Source organism: Burkholderia sp. FW306-1C-G01B (genome assembly GCF_058781685.1).
The window spans coordinates 140848-159159 of sequence record NZ_JBYSWZ010000003.1; the positions used below are offsets into that span (position 1 = coordinate 140848).

At 66.3% G+C, this 18312-nt stretch carries 20 protein-coding genes; 7 read left to right on the forward strand and 13 right to left on the reverse strand.

Annotation, left to right across the window (positions count from 1 at the left end):
• Positions 1-215: 215 nt before the first annotated feature.
• The 5 genes from AC3WLY_RS07990 (at position 216) to AC3WLY_RS08010 (ending at position 3820) form a co-directional block, all read left to right on the forward strand.
• Positions 216-455 (forward strand): hypothetical protein, encoded by a 240-nt coding sequence (locus AC3WLY_RS07990; RefSeq protein ID WP_492309740.1) that lies wholly within the window; start codon positions 216-218, stop codon positions 453-455.
• Positions 456-878: 423 nt separating this feature from the next.
• On the forward strand, positions 879-1685 hold the full coding sequence (locus tag AC3WLY_RS07995) for a transporter substrate-binding domain-containing protein (protein WP_175964096.1): 807 nt from the start codon (positions 879-881) through the stop codon (positions 1683-1685).
• A 65-nt stretch (positions 1686-1750) separates the two neighbouring features.
• Entirely contained in the window at positions 1751-2437 is a 687-nt protein-coding gene (locus tag AC3WLY_RS08000) for an amino acid ABC transporter permease (protein ID WP_175964097.1), read from the forward strand.
• Positions 2434-3084, forward strand: a complete 651-nt coding sequence (locus AC3WLY_RS08005) for an amino acid ABC transporter permease (protein ID WP_175964098.1) — start codon at positions 2434-2436, stop codon at positions 3082-3084. The genes AC3WLY_RS08000 and AC3WLY_RS08005 overlap by 4 nt, the downstream gene beginning before the upstream one ends.
• Positions 3071-3820 (forward strand): amino acid ABC transporter ATP-binding protein, encoded by a 750-nt coding sequence (locus tag AC3WLY_RS08010; RefSeq protein ID WP_492309741.1) that lies wholly within the window; start codon positions 3071-3073, stop codon positions 3818-3820. The genes AC3WLY_RS08005 and AC3WLY_RS08010 overlap by 14 nt, the downstream gene beginning before the upstream one ends.
• A gap of 69 nt (positions 3821-3889) precedes the next feature.
• Here the strand turns inward: AC3WLY_RS08010 and AC3WLY_RS08015 are convergent, their stop codons facing one another.
• The gene (locus tag AC3WLY_RS08015; protein WP_492309742.1) at positions 3890-4867 is read right to left on the reverse strand and encodes an AraC family transcriptional regulator; all 978 of its coding nucleotides are present in this window, start codon (positions 4865-4867) and stop codon (positions 3890-3892) included.
• A gap of 94 nt (positions 4868-4961) precedes the next feature.
• Here AC3WLY_RS08015 and AC3WLY_RS08020 point away from each other — a divergent pair, with 94 nt between their 5' ends.
• Entirely contained in the window at positions 4962-5795 is an 834-nt protein-coding gene (locus AC3WLY_RS08020) for an oxidoreductase (RefSeq protein ID WP_492309743.1), read from the forward strand.
• Between the two features lie 160 nt (positions 5796-5955).
• Positions 5956-6792 carry an alpha/beta fold hydrolase gene (locus tag AC3WLY_RS08025; protein ID WP_175964102.1) on the forward strand — a complete coding sequence of 279 codons (837 nt, stop codon included), beginning with the start codon at positions 5956-5958 and terminating at the stop codon, positions 6790-6792.
• 300 nt (positions 6793-7092) lie between these two features.
• Here the strand turns inward: AC3WLY_RS08025 and AC3WLY_RS08030 are convergent, their stop codons facing one another.
• From AC3WLY_RS08030 to AC3WLY_RS08085, 12 genes are all read right to left on the reverse strand, one after another.
• On the reverse strand, positions 7093-7365 hold the full coding sequence (locus tag AC3WLY_RS08030; RefSeq protein ID WP_175964103.1) for a hypothetical protein: 273 nt from the start codon (positions 7363-7365) through the stop codon (positions 7093-7095).
• Positions 7366-7950: 585 nt separating this feature from the next.
• Entirely contained in the window at positions 7951-8604 is a 654-nt protein-coding gene (locus tag AC3WLY_RS08035) for a YitT family protein (protein ID WP_175961849.1), read from the reverse strand.
• 354 nt (positions 8605-8958) lie between these two features.
• On the reverse strand, positions 8959-9963 hold the full coding sequence (gene rfbB, locus AC3WLY_RS08040) for a dTDP-glucose 4,6-dehydratase (protein WP_492310565.1): 1005 nt from the start codon (positions 9961-9963) through the stop codon (positions 8959-8961).
• Complete coding sequence (rfbD, locus tag AC3WLY_RS08045; protein WP_310133588.1) at positions 9960-10844, reverse strand: dTDP-4-dehydrorhamnose reductase; 885 nt, start codon at positions 10842-10844, stop codon at positions 9960-9962. Before rfbD ends, rfbB begins: the two co-directional genes overlap by 4 nt.
• The gene (gene rfbC, locus AC3WLY_RS08050; RefSeq protein WP_310133591.1) at positions 10841-11413 is read right to left on the reverse strand and encodes a dTDP-4-dehydrorhamnose 3,5-epimerase; all 573 of its coding nucleotides are present in this window, start codon (positions 11411-11413) and stop codon (positions 10841-10843) included. Before rfbC ends, rfbD begins: the two co-directional genes overlap by 4 nt.
• Entirely contained in the window at positions 11410-12306 is an 897-nt protein-coding gene (gene rfbA, locus AC3WLY_RS08055; protein WP_072437758.1) for a glucose-1-phosphate thymidylyltransferase RfbA, read from the reverse strand. The genes rfbC and rfbA overlap by 4 nt, the downstream gene beginning before the upstream one ends.
• 41 nt (positions 12307-12347) lie before the next feature.
• Positions 12348-13727: an MFS transporter gene (locus AC3WLY_RS08060; protein WP_492310564.1), complete on the reverse strand. Its 1380-nt coding sequence runs from the start codon at positions 13725-13727 to the stop codon at positions 12348-12350.
• Complete coding sequence (locus AC3WLY_RS08065) at positions 13724-14443, reverse strand: ABC transporter ATP-binding protein (RefSeq protein ID WP_492310563.1); 720 nt, start codon at positions 14441-14443, stop codon at positions 13724-13726. The genes AC3WLY_RS08060 and AC3WLY_RS08065 overlap by 4 nt, the downstream gene beginning before the upstream one ends.
• On the reverse strand, positions 14440-15222 hold the full coding sequence (locus AC3WLY_RS08070) for an ABC transporter ATP-binding protein (RefSeq protein ID WP_072437761.1): 783 nt from the start codon (positions 15220-15222) through the stop codon (positions 14440-14442). The genes AC3WLY_RS08065 and AC3WLY_RS08070 overlap by 4 nt, the downstream gene beginning before the upstream one ends.
• Positions 15219-16106, reverse strand: coding sequence for an ABC transporter permease subunit (locus tag AC3WLY_RS08075; RefSeq protein WP_310133608.1), 888 nt, complete (start codon positions 16104-16106; stop codon positions 15219-15221). Before AC3WLY_RS08075 ends, AC3WLY_RS08070 begins: the two co-directional genes overlap by 4 nt.
• Positions 16099-16992, reverse strand: coding sequence for a branched-chain amino acid ABC transporter permease (locus tag AC3WLY_RS08080; RefSeq protein ID WP_034184555.1), 894 nt, complete (start codon positions 16990-16992; stop codon positions 16099-16101). The genes AC3WLY_RS08075 and AC3WLY_RS08080 overlap by 8 nt, the downstream gene beginning before the upstream one ends.
• Before the next feature lie 17 nt (positions 16993-17009).
• Positions 17010-18104, reverse strand: a complete 1095-nt coding sequence (locus AC3WLY_RS08085) for an ABC transporter substrate-binding protein (RefSeq protein WP_492310562.1) — start codon at positions 18102-18104, stop codon at positions 17010-17012.
• Between the last annotated feature and the right edge of the window lie 208 nt (positions 18105-18312).

The following is an 18312-nucleotide window of genomic DNA, read 5'->3' on the forward strand; positions in this document are numbered from 1 at the left end:
GACCCCGAACGACACCCCGCATACTAACGCAGAGCCGCGCGCGGCGGGCAGGCGAAGCCGAGACCCATCCAGGTGAGCGTTGAATCGGCGGCTGTGTTGGGGCAGGTCCAAACGCACGGCGCGGCCTGCGCGGTCCGCGACCTTGGGTGGCGACTATCTCTCAACGTAACTTGTGTGGGCGCCCGTCTCGTTGGCGCATCCCGCATCTGCGCTTCGTGTTTCTCGAGATCGACATGCCGGCTGCATTGGCGCGCGTGTCGGGCAGGGCCGGGCACGCATTCCAGCCCGAACTCGTCGCGAGCCGGTTCGCCGCGCTCGAGTCGCCGATCGGCGAAAACGATGTGTTGCCCCTGCATGCTTGCGCTGAGCAAAAGCGGAATGTGTCTCGGATCGTTCGGTGGTTGGCAGGACTACCGAACGGCGGCGATTCGAAACGGAACCTGCCTGAAGCGTAATCGGACCGACGGTCTGCCGCGATTCCGCCGCGCGTTACCGGACAACGAAGGTGACTGGCGAGCCGGGGCCGCCGAAGCCCCCGGATGTCGAGCGCGCTGGACTTTCGTCTGACTCTCCGATTTCGAGGTTTCGCGCGTTCCGGATCGACCGATGGGCGCCGGCGTGTCCTTCCGCGACCGCCGACCGATTCGTCTGGTCAGACTGGTCGGATGGTTTGGTGCATGGGCGCGCGCCGCGAACGGGCAACCGCGGCGTTCGGCGTCGAGTCATGCACCGAAATGAGGAACGTATTTCGGCATGCGTGGAGGCTATTGCCGACAATTGAAGCGTTCAGCGGGGGTGGCCCGGTTTTTGCTGAAGTAGGCATGGCCGCGCAACGGTTGCGCGCTGCCCGACGACAGACGAGACAAGGAAGACTCACCGTGAATTCGATCACCCGACCGTTCCCCCGACGCGCATGGCTGGCTGCGCTGATCGCCGCGCCCGTGATGGCGCTGTTTGCCGCCGCGCCCGCGCGCGCCGACGCGCTCGACACCATTGCGAAAAGCGGCGCGCTGCGCGTCGCGGTGCCGGAGGACTATCCGCCGTTCGGCTCGGTTGGTACGGACATGCAGCCGCAGGGCTACGATATCGACATGGCCGAACTGCTTGCGAAATCGCTCGGCGTGAAGCTGAAGCTGGTGCCCGTGAACAGCGCGAACCGGATTCCGTATCTGACGACCAACAAGGTCGACATGGTGATCTCGTCGCTCGGCAAGACGCCGGAGCGCGAGAAGGTCGTCGACTTCTCGACCGCCTACGCGCCGTATTACCAGGGCGTGTTCGGGCCGGCCGACGTGAAAGTGAGCACGCCCGCCGACCTGAATGGCAAGACGGTCGGCGCGACGCGCGGCGCACTCGAGGAGATCGCGCTGTCGCAGCTCGCACCGAACGCGACGATCAAGCGCTTCGAGGACAACAACGCGACGATCCAGGCGTTCCTGTCCGGGCAGGTGCAGTTGATCGCGGCCGGCAACATCGTCGCAGCAGCGATTCTCGCGAAGAATCCGCCGCGCCGGCCCGAGGTCAAGTTCGTGATCAAGAATTCGCCGTGCTTCGTCGGCGTGAACAAGAACGAAGCACGCCTGCTCGCGAAGATCGACGACGCGATCGCACATGCGAAACAGGACGGCACGCTGAGCGCGATGTCGAAGAAGTGGCTCGGCCAGCCGTTGCCTGCCGGCCTGTGAGCGATCGCCGCCGTGCCTGCGACGGCGCGGCGATCGTCGTCTGAACCCGATCCTTCCCATCTGTCATGAGCTATCAGCTTCGATTCGGCGAGCTCGCCGAATACGCCGGCATGTTCGCGAGCGGCGCGGCGACGACGTTCGCGCTGACCGCCGTCGCGACCGTGCTCGGCGTTTCGATCGGCGTGCTCGGCGCGGCCGCGTACAGCGCCGATGCGCGCGCGGCCGTGCGGCTGCGCCCGTTGGTCGGCGCGTACGTCGAGGCGATTCGCAATACGCCGTTCGTCGTCCAGCTATTCTTTATCTTCTTCGGATTGCCCGCGCTCGGCGTGCACATCGACGAATACACGGCCGCGATTCTCGCGATGACGCTGAATCTCGGCGCGTACTCGGTCGAGATCGTGCGCGCGGGCGTCGCCGCCGTGCCGAAGGGGCATCTCGAGGCGGCCGCCGCGCTTGCGATGTCGCGCGCGCAGATGCTGCGCCACGTCGTGTTGCCGCAGGCGCTCGCGAAGGTGTTTCCAGCGCTCGCGAGCCAGATCGTCATCACGATGCTCGGCTCGGCCGTCGTGTCGCAGATTTCGGTGGCCGATCTCACCTATGCGGCGAGCTACATCCAGTCGCGCAATTTCCGCGCGTTCGAAACGTATTTCGTGATCGCGCTCGCGTATCTGGCGATGGCGCTGCTGCTGCGCGCCGTGCTTGGCTCGATGGGGCGCCGCCTGTTCTCCCGCCGTGTGCGAGGTGCACGATGATCGATTTCACGTTCGGGCAGATTCTGGCAAACCTGCTGCTCGCCGCACGCTGGACGGTCGTGCTGTCGATCGTGTCGTTTCTGTCCGGCGGTCTCGTCGGCCTAGGGTTGCTCGTGATGCGCGTGTCGAACTCGCGCGTGCTGCGCAGTTGCGCGAAGCTGTATATCGAGGTGTTCCAGGGAACCCCGTTGCTGATGCAGCTGTTTGTCGTGTTCTTCGGCCTGCCGCTCATCGGTCTCGATGTGTCGCCGTGGGTTGCGGCCACGGCCGGCCTCACGTTCTTCACGAGTGCGTATCTCGCGGAAATCTGGCGCGGCTGCGTCGAGGCGGTGCCGAAAGGGCAGTGGGAGGCATCGGCAAGCCTCGCGATGAGCTACGTCGAGCAGTTGCGTCATGTGATCCTGCCGCAGGCCGCGCGCATCGCGATCGCGCCGACGGTCGGGTTCGGCGTGCAGGCCGTGAAGGATACGGCGCTGGTGTCGATCATCGGCTTCACCGAGCTGACCAAGGTCGGCGTCGCGATCTCGAACGCGACGTTCCGTCCGTTCATCGTGTACGGGCTCGTCGCGCTCATCTATTTCGCACTCTGTTATCCGCTTACCCGTTACGCGCGCACGTTGCAAAGGAGATGGAATGCCGCTCGTTGAAACCCGTGGTCTCGAAAAGAATTTCGGTACCCATCATGTGCTCAAGGGCATCGATTTCTCCGTCGAACGCGGGCAAGTCGTGTCGATCATCGGCCGCAGCGGCTCGGGCAAGAGCACGCTGCTGCGCACGCTCAACGGGCTCGAGAGCATCGACGCGGGCACGATCGCGATCGACGGCGAACGCGTCGACGCGCGACACGCGGATTTGCGTGCACTGCGGCTCAAGGTCGGAATGGTGTTCCAGCAATACAACCTGTTTCCGCATCTGAGCGCCGGGCAAAACGTGATGCTCGCGCAGTCGGTCGTGAAGAAGTCGCATCGCCAGCAGGCGCGCGCGATCTCGGAGCTGATGCTCGAGCGTGTCGGCCTCGGCGACAAATTCGACGCGTTTCCGGAACAGCTGTCGGGCGGTCAGCAGCAGCGCGTCGCGATTGCGCGCGCGCTCGCGATGAAGCCGAGCGTGCTGCTGTGCGACGAAATCACGTCGGCGCTCGATCCGGAACTTGTCGGCGAGGTGCTGGGTGTCGTCGAGCAGCTCGCGCGCGACGACATGACGTTGATCATGGTCACGCACGAGATGAACTTCGCGCGCGCGGTGAGCGACAAGGTGGTGTTCATGCATCAGGGCAGGGTCTGGGAAAGCGGGACGCCGGAGGAGATCTTCGCGCGACCGGGGACGGTGGAGTTGAAGCGGTTCCTTGGAGGGCTTCAGAAGACGGAAGCGTTCGTGAGCTGACGCCGGTCCGATCCGCGGATGTTCGTGATGGCGCTTGATCGGCTCCGGGCCGCGGTGGCCACGCGCCTCTCAATGGGACGACACGAACACCGCATCCTCGAACGCCTCCGGAATCGCGAAGCTCTCGCGCATGCGCTGCGTTTCCTTGGCCGGCGTCAGGCCGAACAGACGCTTGAATTCCCGGCCGAACTGCGACGGGCTCGTATAACCGACCGCGTAGCCGGCCGCCTCTGCCGTCAGGTCCTGGCGCACCATCAGCAGCCGCGCCTGATGCAGGCGTGTCGACTTCAGGTACTGCATCGGCGACACCTGCGTGATCGCCTTGAAGTGGCTGTGAAAGCTCGGCACGCTCATGCCGGCCTCGTCGGCCAGTTGCGACACGTCGAGCGGTTGCGCGTAATCGGCATGGATCACGCGCAGCGATCGGCCGATCCGGCCGAACTGCCCGCGCATCGCGAGTGCGCTGCGCATCGCGCTTCCCTGCGCGCCGGTCAGCACACGGAAATACAGCTCGCGAAGCAGCGCCGGGCCGAGCACCGCGGCTTCGAGCGGCTGCTGCATCGCCTCGACGAAGCGCAGCACCGACGCGTGCATCGCTGCATCCATCGGCGTCGACATCATGCTTCTGGGCGCTTGCACGTGTTCCGCCACGCCTTCGCGGTCGATCTGCGCCGCGAGTTCGGCGGCCATCGTGAAATCGAGGTGCAGATACAGCGCGAGAAGCGGGCGTTCGGGCGTCGCGTCGGTTTCCATGCTGAACGGGACGGGCACGGACACCGCCAGGTAGTGGTGTTCGTCGTACAGATAGCGTTCGCCGCCGAAGTAGCCGCGCTTGCGGCCCTGGCACACGATCACGATTCCCGGGTCGTACAGCACCGGCGTGCGCGACAGCGCGCGGTTCGAGCGCAGGATGCGCACGCTCGGCAGCGCCGTCAGGTTGTAGCCTTCGTCGGGCGCCAGCGTGCGCAGCAGCGCGACCAGGCGTTTGCGGTTTCGCGGTGATGACGACAGTGACGAATGTCGGGCGGAGGAGGATTCGGCGCTCATAGTTTTGTGCAAGAAAATCAGCGGAATCGGGCTTATTCGACGTTGATCGTCAGACTAGCATGCATGCTTCAATCGACATTCGGGAGAAGCGAACATGGCATCCGGCAACATCATGCTCATCACCGGCGTCAGCAGCGGCTTCGGCCGCGCGCTCGCACAGGAGGCGCTCGCGGCCGGCTACACGGTGGTCGGTACCGTGAGAAGCGCGCCGGCGGCGCAGGAATTCGAGGCGCTGTCCGTGCACGCGGCTTTCGCGCGTGTGCTCGACGTGACCGACTTCGACCGCATCGACGGTATCGTCGCGGAAATCGAAGCGAACGTCGGGCCCGTCGACGTGCTGGTGAACAACGCCGGCTACGGGCACGAAGGCATCATGGAAGAAGCGCCGCTCGCCGAGATGCGCCGGCAGTTCGACGTGAACGTATTCGGCGCGGTCGCGATGATGAAGGCCGTCGTGCCGTTCATGCGCGCGCGCCGGCGCGGCCGCATCCTGAACATCACGTCGATGGGCGGCCACATCACGATGCCGGGAATCGCTTATTACTGCGGCAGCAAATTCGCGCTGGAAGGCATTTCCGAAACCGTCGGCAAGGAGCTCGAGCCTTTCGGCATTGCGGTGACGGCCGTGGCGCCCGGTTCGTTCCGCACCGACTGGGCCGGCCGCTCGATGGTGCGCACGCCGCGCTCGATCGCCGACTACGACGCGATCTTCGATCCGATCCGCGAGGCGCGCGAGGAGAAGAGCGGCAAGCAGTTGGGCGATCCCGCGAAGGCCGCGCGGGCGATGCTCGCAGTCATCGCGGCTGAACATCCGCCCGCGCACCTGTTGCTCGGCAGCGATGCGCTGCGGCTGGTGCGGACCAAATTGTCGGCGCTGGAAGCAGAAATCCGTGCGTGGGAGGCCGTGACGGTGTCGACGGACGGTTGACGATCGGCGCACCGGCATCGCTCGCATCCCAGGCGTTTATTTCCCGTCAGTAGATGATCGGCAGTCGCGGCGCACCGTGGCATCACGGTTTCACAATAAAGGCAGATAATGGCTGCCGGCCGGTACGCCGAGTTCATCCACCTCACAGGAGTCAATCGCGATGCCATACGTCACTACGAAGGATAACGTCGAGATCTTCTACAAGGACTGGGGCCCGAAGGATGCACAGCCCATCGTCTTCCATCATGGCTGGCCGCTGTCTTCCGACGACTGGGATGCGCAGATGCTCTTCTTCGTTCAGAAGGGCTATCGCGTGATTGCGCACGACCGGCGCGGCCACGGCCGGTCGGCGCAAGTGTCGGACGGTCATGACATGGATCACTACGCAGCGGACGCGTTCGCGGTCGTCGAAGCGCTCGACCTGCGCAATGCAGTGCATATCGGTCATTCGACCGGCGGCGGCGAAGTGGCCCGCTACGTTGCGAAGCACGGCCAGCCGGCCGGTCGCGTCGCGAAGGCGGTGCTGGTCAGCGCGGTGCCGCCGTTGATGCTGAAAACCGAATCGAACCCCGAAGGCTTGCCGATCGACGTGTTCGACGGCTTCCGGAAAGCGCTCGCCGACAATCGCGCGCAGTTCTTCCTCGACGTGCCGAGCGGCCCGTTCTACGGTTTCAACCGGGCCGGCGCGACGGTGCATCAGGGCGTGATCCGGAACTGGTGGCGGCAGGGGATGGAAGGCAGCGCGAAGGCGCACTACGAAGGCATCAAGGCGTTTTCGGAAACGGATCAGACCGAGGACCTGAAGTCGATCACCGTCCCGACGCTCGTGCTGCATGGCGAAGACGACCAGATCGTGCCGATCGCTGATGCCGCGCTGAAGTCGATCAAGCTGCTGCAGAACGGCACGCTTAAAACGTATCCGGGTTATTCGCACGGCATGCTGACGGTCAATGCGGACGTGCTCAACGCCGACCTGCTGGCGTTCGTGCAGGCGTAACGGTGTCGGCAGGCGATCCGGCAGCGCCGTCGGAAACGGCTGCCGGATCGCCTGCCGCATCCTGCATGTGTTGCATTGCGATAGTCCTCGCCGAGTCCGTTCTCCGATTCCAGGTCCTTGAGCCGACGGGCGTCGGCCACATCCTGCCGCCGAACTTATCAGTCAAGGAAGCGCCGCGTTGCGGGCGTGAGTGTGTCATGCCTCATCATTTTTGGAACTGCAATAAACAATGGGGCTGGATTGGAAAACGGAATCCAGCCCCTGGCGCCGAATGTCGGTAATTTCCGGATTATTTAAAGTTTATCGAATGGCAAAACGGGTGGCCGGTGAGCCATTCGCGCAATTATTACCGTAGATAAACAGATTTCTGTTTTCGGAATATGCCGAGTAAATCAGGGGGTAAACTTCCTTGGCGCTGAAAGAATAGGCGCCATCGCCAATGGTCACCAGCAGGTTGCCGGTCGTGTCGGTTTCGATCTTGTCGATCTTGCCGGCCTTGCAAAGTGCCTGTGCGGAAGCGTACGAGGAGGCGAGCATCAGGGCTGAGAAAAGCACGGTCGCAATCTTGTTCATGTTTTTTCCTAGGGTAGTAATGAGTGGAGTAACGCGGTTTGGTGCCGTATGGCCATGCCGGGAACTACATGCCTGTTTTTCCGGATCGCTGATTCTCGAATGTCGAGAATCAGCGATGGCCTGGTCAAGCAAAAAACTCGTGAGAATTGATTTTAAAAATAATATTCCGCACCTCCTTTGTCTCGTCGATTTTGAATCACGATGTTGCGGCGCGGAACACAGGCTATTGATTGGATTCATTGGATTCCAATCGAATTAATTTATCGACTTCTTGATTTGATAATTTTTCGCATTAACTCTGTTTTAGTAAATTTTCGGTGAGGCTGTTTTTATTTATTGATTGGTGTTGGAATTTGAATAATCGGCGATGAGTATTGATTCGATGAAAAGATCGACGGTATCGACATCCATCCACACGCTCGCGATCTGCGCCGCGAAGGCGGGCCGCGTCTCGCGAAACGCGGCGAGCGCATCAACTGCACCGGAGACTTGCGTTTGATATGTTCAATGGCTGTCCTTGCGTCCGTCGGCATGACGGCTGCCAATAGCGGCTGGACGAGATGTGCCGGTATGTCGACCGGGCGCTCAGGGCGCGGTACCGGTATAACGGCCCGGGCGATGCCATGCGACGACCATCGCGCTCATGGCGACGGCGCTGATCGCCGACCAGCCGACGCGATCGGCCTGAATGACCAGCGTGGACGTCAGCAGGATCATCGCGTCGATACACACTTGCGTAATACCGGCGTTGATGCCTCGCACGCGCTGCAGCCACAACGTGACGACACCGGTGCCGCCGACGCCCGCGCCGTGCCGCGCGAGCGCAAGAATGCCCATGCCGCACAGCGTGCCGCCCACCAATGCCGCGAACAGCGGGTTCACGAAGGCAATTTTCAGGGTCCGGGGCATCGCCGCGAGGGCGAACGTGATGCCGCAGCTCGCGATCGTCGATTTGATGGCGAAACGTGGCCCCATCACGAAGTGCGCGAAGATGAAGAATGGCAGGTTGACCAGCGTGAAGATCGTCCCCACCGATAATGGACAGAGGTACGAGACGAGCAGCGCAATGCCGGCGATCCCGCCGGTGACAAGTCCGGCCGCCTTGAGCAGGACGAGCCCGATCACCACAAAGGCCATGCCGACTATCATCCCGTAGATGTCTTCGAGCACGGAGTGCGGCGTTGCGCTCGTGTCGCGTGTCGGGATGGCGCCGGATACGGCGCCTGATTCGTGCTTCATGATGTCTGCAGCCACATCGGGACGGCGGATCGAATCCTCCCAGGTCGATCGCGCCGCGGGTTCCGGGTACGTGCCGATGTCTCCTGGCGGCGCGCGTCAGGCAGCTTACCCAGGCAAAATTATTTGGGCAAATAGCTCAAGCGACGTCATGGACCCAACCGAACGGATCGGCAACCTTACCGTGCTGTATGCTGGCCGGGATCGTCTTCTTCGGCGCGCGCGCCTATGCGCACGCCGACACGCCGGAGTGCATCTCGACAAAGGCATGCCTGGAGGCGCCGACTCCCCCGACACCGTGCGCCGGCCCCCGATCCGCATGACGGACGCGATGGATGTCGAGTGACGTCAGGATGCCTACAGATACCAGTCGAGCGTCTTCAGGATGCCCGTCTCGAACGTTTCCGCCGGCTTCCATCGAAGTTCGCGCTCGAGCTTGCCTGCGTCGATCGCATAGCGGCGATCGTGACCGGGGCGATCGGCGACGAAGTGCTTGAGGCGCGCGTGCGGCGCGCCCTGCGGCCGGCGCACGTCCAGCAGCGAGCAGATCAGGTCGACGATGTCGGCGTTGCGCCACTCGTTGCATCCTCCGACGTTGTACGTCTCGCCGACCGTGCCGTGCCGGATCACGGCATCGATCGCCCGGCAGTGATCGTCGACGTATAACCAGTCGCGGACGTTTGCGCCGTCGCCGTAGAGCGGAATGGGTAGGTCGTTGACGCAGCTGCGGATCACCGTCGGGATGAACTTCTCGGCGTGCTGGCGCGGGCCGTAGTTGTTCGAGCAGTGGGTCGTCGTGACCGGCAGCCCGTACGTGTGGAAGTACGCGCGCACGAGATGGTCGGAGCCGGCTTTGCTGGCGGAATACGGCGAATTCGGCGCGTACGGCGTGGTTTCGGAGAACGGTGGATCGTCCGGCGCGAGCGATCCGTACACCTCGTCGGTGCCGATGTGATGGAAGCGGCGCTGCGCGTGCGCGTCGGCGTCCCGCCCCGTCATCCAGACCGTGCGCGCCGCGTCGAGGAGGGTCCAGGTGCCGACGACGTTCGCGCGGACGAATTCGCCCGGGCCGGTGATCGAGCGGTCGACGTGGCTCTCGGCGGCAAAGTGGACGATCGTGTCGATCGCGTGATCGCGCAGCAGGCTCTCGACGAGCGGCCGGTCGCAGATGTCGCCGAGCACGAACCGGTGGCGGCCGGTGTCTTCCGAGCCCGCGAGATGGTCGAGGCTGCCGGCGTAGGTGAGCAGGTCGAGATTGATGATCCGGACCTGCGGATCCGTCGCGAGCAGGTAGTGGACAAAGTTGGCGCCGATAAACCCGGCGCCGCCCGTGACGAGGACATGTTTCGGTCGATGGCTCATGAGGTTCGTTTCCAGGTATCGAGCACGTCGGCGAGCGCCGGGATCCAGCACGGCGCCTCGATGCCGAAATGCTCGCGAATGCGGGTGCAGTCGAGTGCGGAGTTCGCCGGCCGCGGCGCCGGCAGCGGATAGGCGGCCGTTCGGATCGGGCGCACGAGCGGGATGCGATCGATGAGGCCGGCGCGCCGTGCCTGCCCGAAGATCGTCTCGGCGAAGCCGTGCCAGGTCGTGACGGGCGTGCCGCACAGGTGGTAGGTGCCCCAGCGCGTCGTGGCACCCGTGCGGTGGCGATCCGCGATCGCAAGCAGCGCGTCGGCGACCGCGCCGGCGTGCGTCGGGCCGCCGTACTGGTCGGCGACGACCGCGAGTTCGTCGCGCTCGCGGCCGACCCGCAGCATCGTGCGCACGAAATTGCCGCCGTGCGCGCCGAACACCCACGCGATCCGGAGGATCAGGTGCGCATCCGGCAGCCGCTGGCGGACCGCTTCCTCGCCTGCCCATTTGGTGTGCCCGTAGACACCGAGCGGCGCGACGCCCGCCGCTTCGTCGTACGCGCCTTGCGCGCGGCCGTCGAACACGTAGTCGGTCGACAGGTGCAGCAACGGGATGCCGGCCGCGGCGCACGCATCGGCGAGCGTCGCCGGGCCGGCGCAATTGGCGCGCCATGCGGCGTCGGGTTCGGTTTCCGCGCGATCGACGGCCGTCCACGCGGCCGCATTGATCACGAGCGTCGCGCGGTGCGTGGCGAGCGCATCGCGGACGGCTCGCGGATCGGCGATGTCGAGCTGCGCGCGGGATAGCCCGATCGCCGGGCGCGTACCCGCGCGCAGCAGGAGTTCACGACCGACCTGGCCGAGCGCGCCGGTCACGACGATCGTCATCGCAGGGCTCCGTGAAGGTCGGGCGACACCGGTGCACGGTCGCGCAGGCGCGGTTGTCGGCGATCCTTGTCGGACAGCTCGAACGGCACGTCGAGCGCGGGCCATTCGATGCCGATGTCGGGGTCGTCCCACAGCACGCCCGCGTCCGACGACGGGTCGTAGTATGCGGTGCACTTGTACGCGAAGTCGGCCTCGTCGGACAGCACGCAGAAGCCGTGCGCGAAGCCCGGCGGAATCCACAGCTGGCGATGCGACACGTCGTCGAGCACGGTGCCGAACCAGTGCCCGAGATGCGGCGAACCGGGCCGGATGTCGACCGCGACGTCGTACACGGCGCCGCGCGACACACGCACGAGCTTGCCCTGCGGATGCCGGAACTGGTAGTGCAGGCCGCGCAGCACGCCGCGCCGGGAGCGCGAGTGGTTGTCCTGCACGAAGCCCGCGTCGACGCCCGCATCGCGCAGCCAGGACTCGCGATAGCTTTCGACGAAGAAGCCGCGCGCGTCGCCGAAGCTCGCCGGTTCGATCAGCAGCACACCCGGCAGCGTCGTCTCGATGACGGACGTCATGCGGCGACCTCCTTGTTCAGCACGTCGAGCAGGTAACGGCCATACCCGCTTTTCGACAGCGCATGCGCGAGCGCTTCGAGCCGTTGCGAGTCGATCCAGCCGAGCCGGTACGCGATCTCCTCGGGGCACGCGATCTGCAGCCCTTGGCGCGCCTGCATCACCTGGATGAAATTCGCCGCATCGAGCAGCGACTCGTGCGTGCCGGTGTCGAGCCACGCGTAGCCACGGCCGAGGATCTCGACGTTCAGCTTGCCGTTCTCCAGATAGGCGCGGTTCAGGTCCGTGATCTCCAGCTCGCCGCGCGCGGACGGGCGCACCTCCTTCGCGAGCGAGACGACGTCGTTGTCGTAGAAGTAGAGACCCGTCACCGCGTAGTGCGATTTCGGTTCGCGAGGCTTCTCTTCGAGATCGATCGCCCGCCCGTGCTCGTCGAACGATACGACGCCGTAGCGCTCCGGGTCGCGCACGTAATAGCCGAACACCGTTGCGCCCGTCGTGCGCGCGGCGACGCGCTGCAGCAGCGACGACAGCGCCGGACCGTGATAGATGTTGTCGCCGAGCACGAGCGTCGCCGCGTCGTGCCCGATGAACGACGCGCCGATCACGAACGCCTGCGCGAGCCCGTCCGGGCTCGGCTGCACCGCGTACGAGAAATTCATGCCCCACTGTTCGCCGTCGCCGAGCAGTTGCCGGAACGCATCGAGATCGCGCGGCGTCGAGATGATCAGGACGTCGCGGATGCCGGCCAGCATGATCGTGCTGAGCGGGTAGTAGATCATCGGCTTGTCGTACACCGGCATCAGCTGCTTCGATACCGAATGCGTGAGCGGATGGAGCCGGGTGCCGGATCCGCCCGCCAGAATCAGTCCCTTACGGCCAGTCGCTGTGTGCATGATGTCCTCGCTGTGATGAAGAAGGGCGGCCCGCGTGCGCGTCAGCCCGGGTCGATGCGCCGGAACACGATCGCGAAGCCGGCCAGGTAGACGGCCGCGATCACCGCGAAACCGGCGGCGGTCGCGCGGTCCGGGTCGGCGATCGCGTGCAGCACGACCGACGCGATCGCGACGCCGACCAGCGAGCCGATCTGCCGGCTCGCGTTCAGCGATGCGGCGGCGAGATTCGCATCCGCGGGGCCGGCCGACTGCATGACGACGAGATTCATCGCGGGGATCGCCTGGCCCGCGCCGAAGTTCGCGATGCCGACCGCGATCGCGAGCGCCGTGTAGGGCAGCGCCTCGATGCCGATCAGCGCGGCGCTGCCGAGCGTGGCGAGCGCGAGGCCCGCGAGCAGCGTGCCGCGCGGGCCGAGCCGAGCGCTCACGCGGGCGGACGCGAGATTGCCGATGCCGAACATCGCCATCAGCGGAAACAGTTCGAAGCCGGCGCGCAGCGCGCTCGCGCCGCGCGTCTGCTGCAGGTAAAGGCTCAACAGGAAGATTTCCGCGAGGATGCCGAAATTGATCGCGAGCCCGAGCAGGCCACCCGCGACGAAGCGCGGGTTGCGCAGCAGCGCGGGCGACAGGATCCGGTGGCGGGCGCGACGTTCGCGCCACACGAATGCGGTGCCGGCAGCGAGCGTCGCGGCCGCGCCGGCGACGATGGCGGGCGAGCGCCAGCCGGCGCCCGGCCCCTCGATCAGCGTATAGCTGAGCGCCGCGAGCGCGAGCACGCCGAGCAGATGGCCGAACGTGTTCAGCGGGCCGGGATGGCGCGGCGAATGCCCGACATGGCGGCGCGTGAGCCACAGTCCGGCTAGGCCGACGGGCAGGTTGACCCAGAAGATTCCGCGCCAGCCGATCGCGTCGACGAGCACGCCGCCGACGCACGGCCCGATCGCCATCGCCGCCGATACCAGTGCGCCCCAGATGCCGATCATCCGCGTGCGCAGCGGCCCGGCCGGAAACGCCAGCGTGAGCAGGCTGAGCGAGCTCGGCATGAAGAGCGCGGCACCGACGCCCTGCAGCAGCCGCGCGGCGACCAGCATGCCGCTCGTCTGCGCGGCCGCGCACAGCACCGACGCGGCGACGAACAGCGCGAGCCCGGCGACATAGATCGTACGCGGCCCGTAACGGTTCGCGAGCGCGCCGCCGAACAGCAGCAGCGCGGCGAAGCTGAGCGTATAGGCATCGACCACCCAGACGAGTGCCGTCAGCGACATGTCGAGACTCGCCTGCATCGCCTTCAGCGCGACATTCACGATGGTCACGTCGAGCATCGCCATCACGAAGCCGCAGGCGAGCGCGATCATCACGCGCGCGGGCTGGGCGGCGGTCGCGCCGCTCGCGCCGGCAGCGGGGGCGGCGTTCGTGCTCATGCCGCGCGCCCGCCGAGATAGAGACGCCGCATCTCGTCGCTGTCGAGCAGTTCGGCCGACGTGCCCGTCAGCGCAACGCGGCCCATCGTCAGCACCACGCCGCGATCGGCGATGCGCAGCGCCTCGAGCGCGTTCTGCTCGACCATCAGCACTGCGATGTGCTCGGTGTCGCGCATCCTGACGATCGCGTCGAACACCTCGTCGACCATCTTCGGCGACAGGCCGGCCGACGGCTCGTCGAGCAGCAGCAGCACGGGGCGCGGCATCAGCGCGCGTGCGAGCGACACGATCTGCCGCTCGCCGCCCGACAGTGCGCCCGCGGGCGACCGGTAGCGGCGCCGCAGCACCGGGTATTGCTCGCACAGCTCCTCGATCCGCGCTTCGCGCGGGAACGCGGACATCGCGTTCCCGCCGAGCATCAGGTTCTCGCGAACCGTCAGCGCGCCGAACACGTTGTCGGTCTGCGGAACGAAGCCGATGTCGTACTCGCGGATCTTGCGGTATACCGGCACGCGTGCGATGTCGCGGCCGTGCATCGTGACCGCGCCGGCGCGCGGCAGCACGAAGCCGGCGATGGCCTTGAGGAGCGTCGACTTGCCGCAGCCGTTCGGGCCGAGGATCGTGACGATGTCGACCGGCCCGACGGATAGCGATACCCCGTGCAGGATGTCGATGTCGGGCGTGTAGCCGGCGATCAGATCGCGGACGTCGATCATGACACCCCCAGCGGACGGCGCGCATGCGCGCGGCCCAGGTAGGCATCGAGCACGCGCCGGTTGCTCTCGAGTTCGGCGGGACGGCAGTCGGCGATCGCGGCGCCGCGATCGAGCACGATGCAGCGGTCGCACAGCTCGCGGATGAAGTGCATGTCGTGCTCGATCACGACGAGCGTGACGCCCTGTCCGCAGATGCGGCGCAGTTCGGCGACCAGCTCGCCGCGCAGGTTGGGGTGAACGCCCGCGGTCGGTTCGTCGAGCAGCAGCAGCTTCGGCTCGGTCATCATCGCGCACGCGATGCCGAGCAGTTTCTTCTGGCCGCCAGAAATTGCCGCGGCGCCGAGCTGAGCGACGTGCGCGAGCTTCAGCTCTTCGAGCAGCGCGGTAGCGCGTGCGCGGGTTTCGGCTTCCAGCGCGCGCGTCGCACGACTGCGCAGCAACGCGGCGACAGGGCCGTGACGGGCCGACGACGCGGCCATCGCCAGCTCCAGCACCGACATGCGCGCGGGCATCGACGGCAACTGGAACGTCCGGCGGATGCCGAGCCGCGCGATCCGGTGCGGCGCAAGCGTGTCGATGCGGCGCCCGGCGAAGCGGATCGCGCCGGCCGCGACGGGAGCGAAGCCCGTGATCGCGTTGAGCGCCGTGCTCTTGCCCGAGCCGTTCGGACCGAGCAGCCCGACGATCTCGCCGTCGCCGACGGACAGCGTGAGGCCGGACAGCACCGTGTTGTCGCCGTAGCGTATCGTGACGCCTTCAAGGTCGAGCAGGGCGCTCATGGATGAACCTCCAGTCGTTCCGGCACAAGGCCGCGCGGGCGCCACAGCACGCATGCGAGCAGCATCAGGCCGACGAGGCCGAGGCGCACCGCGCCCGCGAGGTCGCTGCCGACGCCGAGCCAGTCCTTCAGAAACGGCGCGACCGCGTAGACCGCCTGCACGATGAGTGCGCCGGCCAGCACGCCCGCGTGGCTGCCGAGCCCGCCGACCATGACGATGGTCCACAGCGCGAAGGTTTCGGATGCCACCATCGTGTCCGGGCCGACGTAGCTGATGTACCAGGTGAGGAGCGCGCCCGCGAACGCCGCGGGCAGCGCCCCCGCGACGCTCGCCCGGGTCTTCAGCGCAACCGGGTCGTAGCCGAAGCAGACGGCGAGCGCGGGCTCTTCGCGCATCACCTTCAGCGCGCGGCCGAAGCGGCCGGTGGTCAGCAGCCGGCATGCGGCGTATGCGACGGCGAGGCCGCCGGCCGCGACGGCGAGGAACGCGAGGTCGGCCCACGGCGCGCGCAGCCCGGGAAAGAGCGGCGAGATGCCGCCGATGCCTTGCGCGCCGCCCGTCAGCCAGCCTTCGTTCAACGCGAACGTGCGCAGGATCTCGGCGATCGCGAGCGTCGCGATGCCCCAGTAGTCGGCCGACAGATGGCGGCCGAGCCGCGCGATCGCGACGGCCAGCACGCTCGCCGCGCCGGCCGCGAGCGCGAGCGCGGCCGGCAGCGGCCAGCCGAGCTGCGACGCGATGCCGGCGGCGTAGGCGCCGAGCCCCGCGAACGCGACGAAGCCGAAATTGACGAGCCCCGCGTAACCGGCCTGCAGGTTCAGGCCGAGCGCCATCGTCGCGTACAGGCACGCGACGGTCAGCAGATGGACGATGAAACTAGACACGGCGCACCTCCCTGTCGAAGATTCCGTATGGCCGGAACACGAGTACGACGAGCAGGATCGCGAACGACACCGCGCCGACGTATTCGACCGGAAAGAACGCGAGCGGCCGGCCGACCAGCCCGCCGAAGTCGACGTCGAGCGCGGTCGTTTCGGCGAACGCGATCAGGAGCGCGCCGGCCGCCGCGCCGAGCGGATTGCCGAGGCCGCCGAGGATGGCGGCGGAAAACACCGGGATCAGCAGCCCGTAGCCGAGGTTGACGTGCACGCTTTCGGTCGCGCCGAGCATCGTGCCGCCGAGCGCCGCGAGCACACCGCTTGCGAACGTGATCACGTTGGTCACGCGCTGCGCGTCGATGCCCGTTGCGAGCGCGAGCGCGCGATTCGACGCGAGCGCGCGCATCGCGCGGCCGAGGCGGGTGCGGTACAGCAGCAGCGCGAACACGGCGAGCGCGACGGCGCCGCACGCGATCGAGCCCGCCTGCGCTGACGACATCGCGACGCCGCCGACCATCAGCGGCGGACGCACCGCCTGCGCATACTGCAGCGGCCGCGAGCCGGCGGTGCCGAGCATCAGCGCGACGGCGAGCAGCGACACGGCGAGCGAACCGATCATCGCGACTGCGCTGCCCGAGCGCAGCAGCCGCGTGAACACGAACAGGTTCAGCAGTGTCGCGGCAAGGCCGACCAGCACGCACGATACGGCGGTCGCGAGCGCGAACGGCAGGCCCGCGCGCTCGAACCCGAGGGTCGCGAACGCACCGATCATCGCGTACTGGACGTGCGCGATGTTCGGGAAGCGAATCAGCGAATACAGCGTCGACAGGCCGACCGACACGAGCAGCAGGTCGGACGTGCGCATCAGGACATCGATCAGGAATTGCAGCATCGCGTTGCTCCCGGTGGCTAGCGCGCGACGACGGATTGCCGGTACACGACCTTCTCGTACGGCTGCACCGTGCGCTGGCCGTCGGCGTCGAAGGCGATCGTGCCGGTCACGCCCGTATAAGGCCGGCTGGCCGCGAGCGCGGCGCGCACCTTCGCTGGATCGGCCGATTGGGCGCGATTGATCGCGGCGGCGGACAGCATCGTCGCGTCGTACGCGTAGCTGCCGAACGCCGAGCGCGGCGCCTCGTGGTAGGCGGCTCGATAGTCGGCCGCGTACGCGTCGGCACTTGTGCCGAGCGCCGCGACCTCCAGGCCGATCTGCCCCTGCGCGATCTGGGCGGGCGTGTCGCTCGTGCACATCGTCAGGTAGATCCCGTACCACGGCCGCTGGTTGAGGCGCATCTCGAACGCCTGCCGGTTCAGCGTCGCGGCTTCCTGCCCGTACGCGCTGTACACGTAGCCGTCGGGCTGCGCGCGCGATGCCTGCTCCAGCTCGCGCCGGTAGGTCGACTGGCCCTCGGTGTAGAGCACCGTCGACACGATCGTGCCGCCGAGCGCCTCGAAGCGCTTCCTGAACTCGGCCGCGATGCCCTGGCCGTAGCCGTTGTTCGGCGCGATCAGCGCGACGCGCCGCAGTTTGCGGTCGTACACATCCTGCGCGGCGAAGCGCGCGGACAGGTCGTCGAGCCCGATTGCGCTGAACGAGCCCGCGCCGATCTTGCGGACCTGCTGGCTCGACGAACCGATGTTGATGTGCACGTCGCCCTGACGCACGAGGAACTGCCCGACCGGAATCGTCACCGACGAAGAAAATTCGCCGAGCACGAGCGGCACGCGCTCGACCGTCGCCAGCTTGCGCGCGGCGTCGAGCGCCGTGTTCGCCGTGCCGCCCGAATCCTCGATCCGCACCTGCAGCTTCTGCCCGAGCACGCCGCCTTGCGCGTTGATCTTCGCGACCGCGAGCTCGATCCCGCGCCGCTGGTCCTCGCCGATCGACGCGCTTGCGCCTGTCAGCGGCAACACGGCGCCGACGCTGACGTCGGCGCGCGCAGGAAATGTCGCCCACGCGCCGAGCGCGACGCAGATCCCGAGACTCCAGCAACCCAGCTTCATTTTTGTTCTCCTGAATGCGTGTTGAATTGCGTTTGAAATACAGAAGTGTCGACAGAATCACAGAACAAAAATCGTTGGCAAACACTTTTTGAACGGATGTGGAGAAGTCCGTCAAATGCACCGATGTGTGTAAGAAAATGCCTTGTTTTAAAGCGTTAAATGCACAAACTCAGCGACGGTAAACACCAGCGTCGGGCATCTGCGCCAG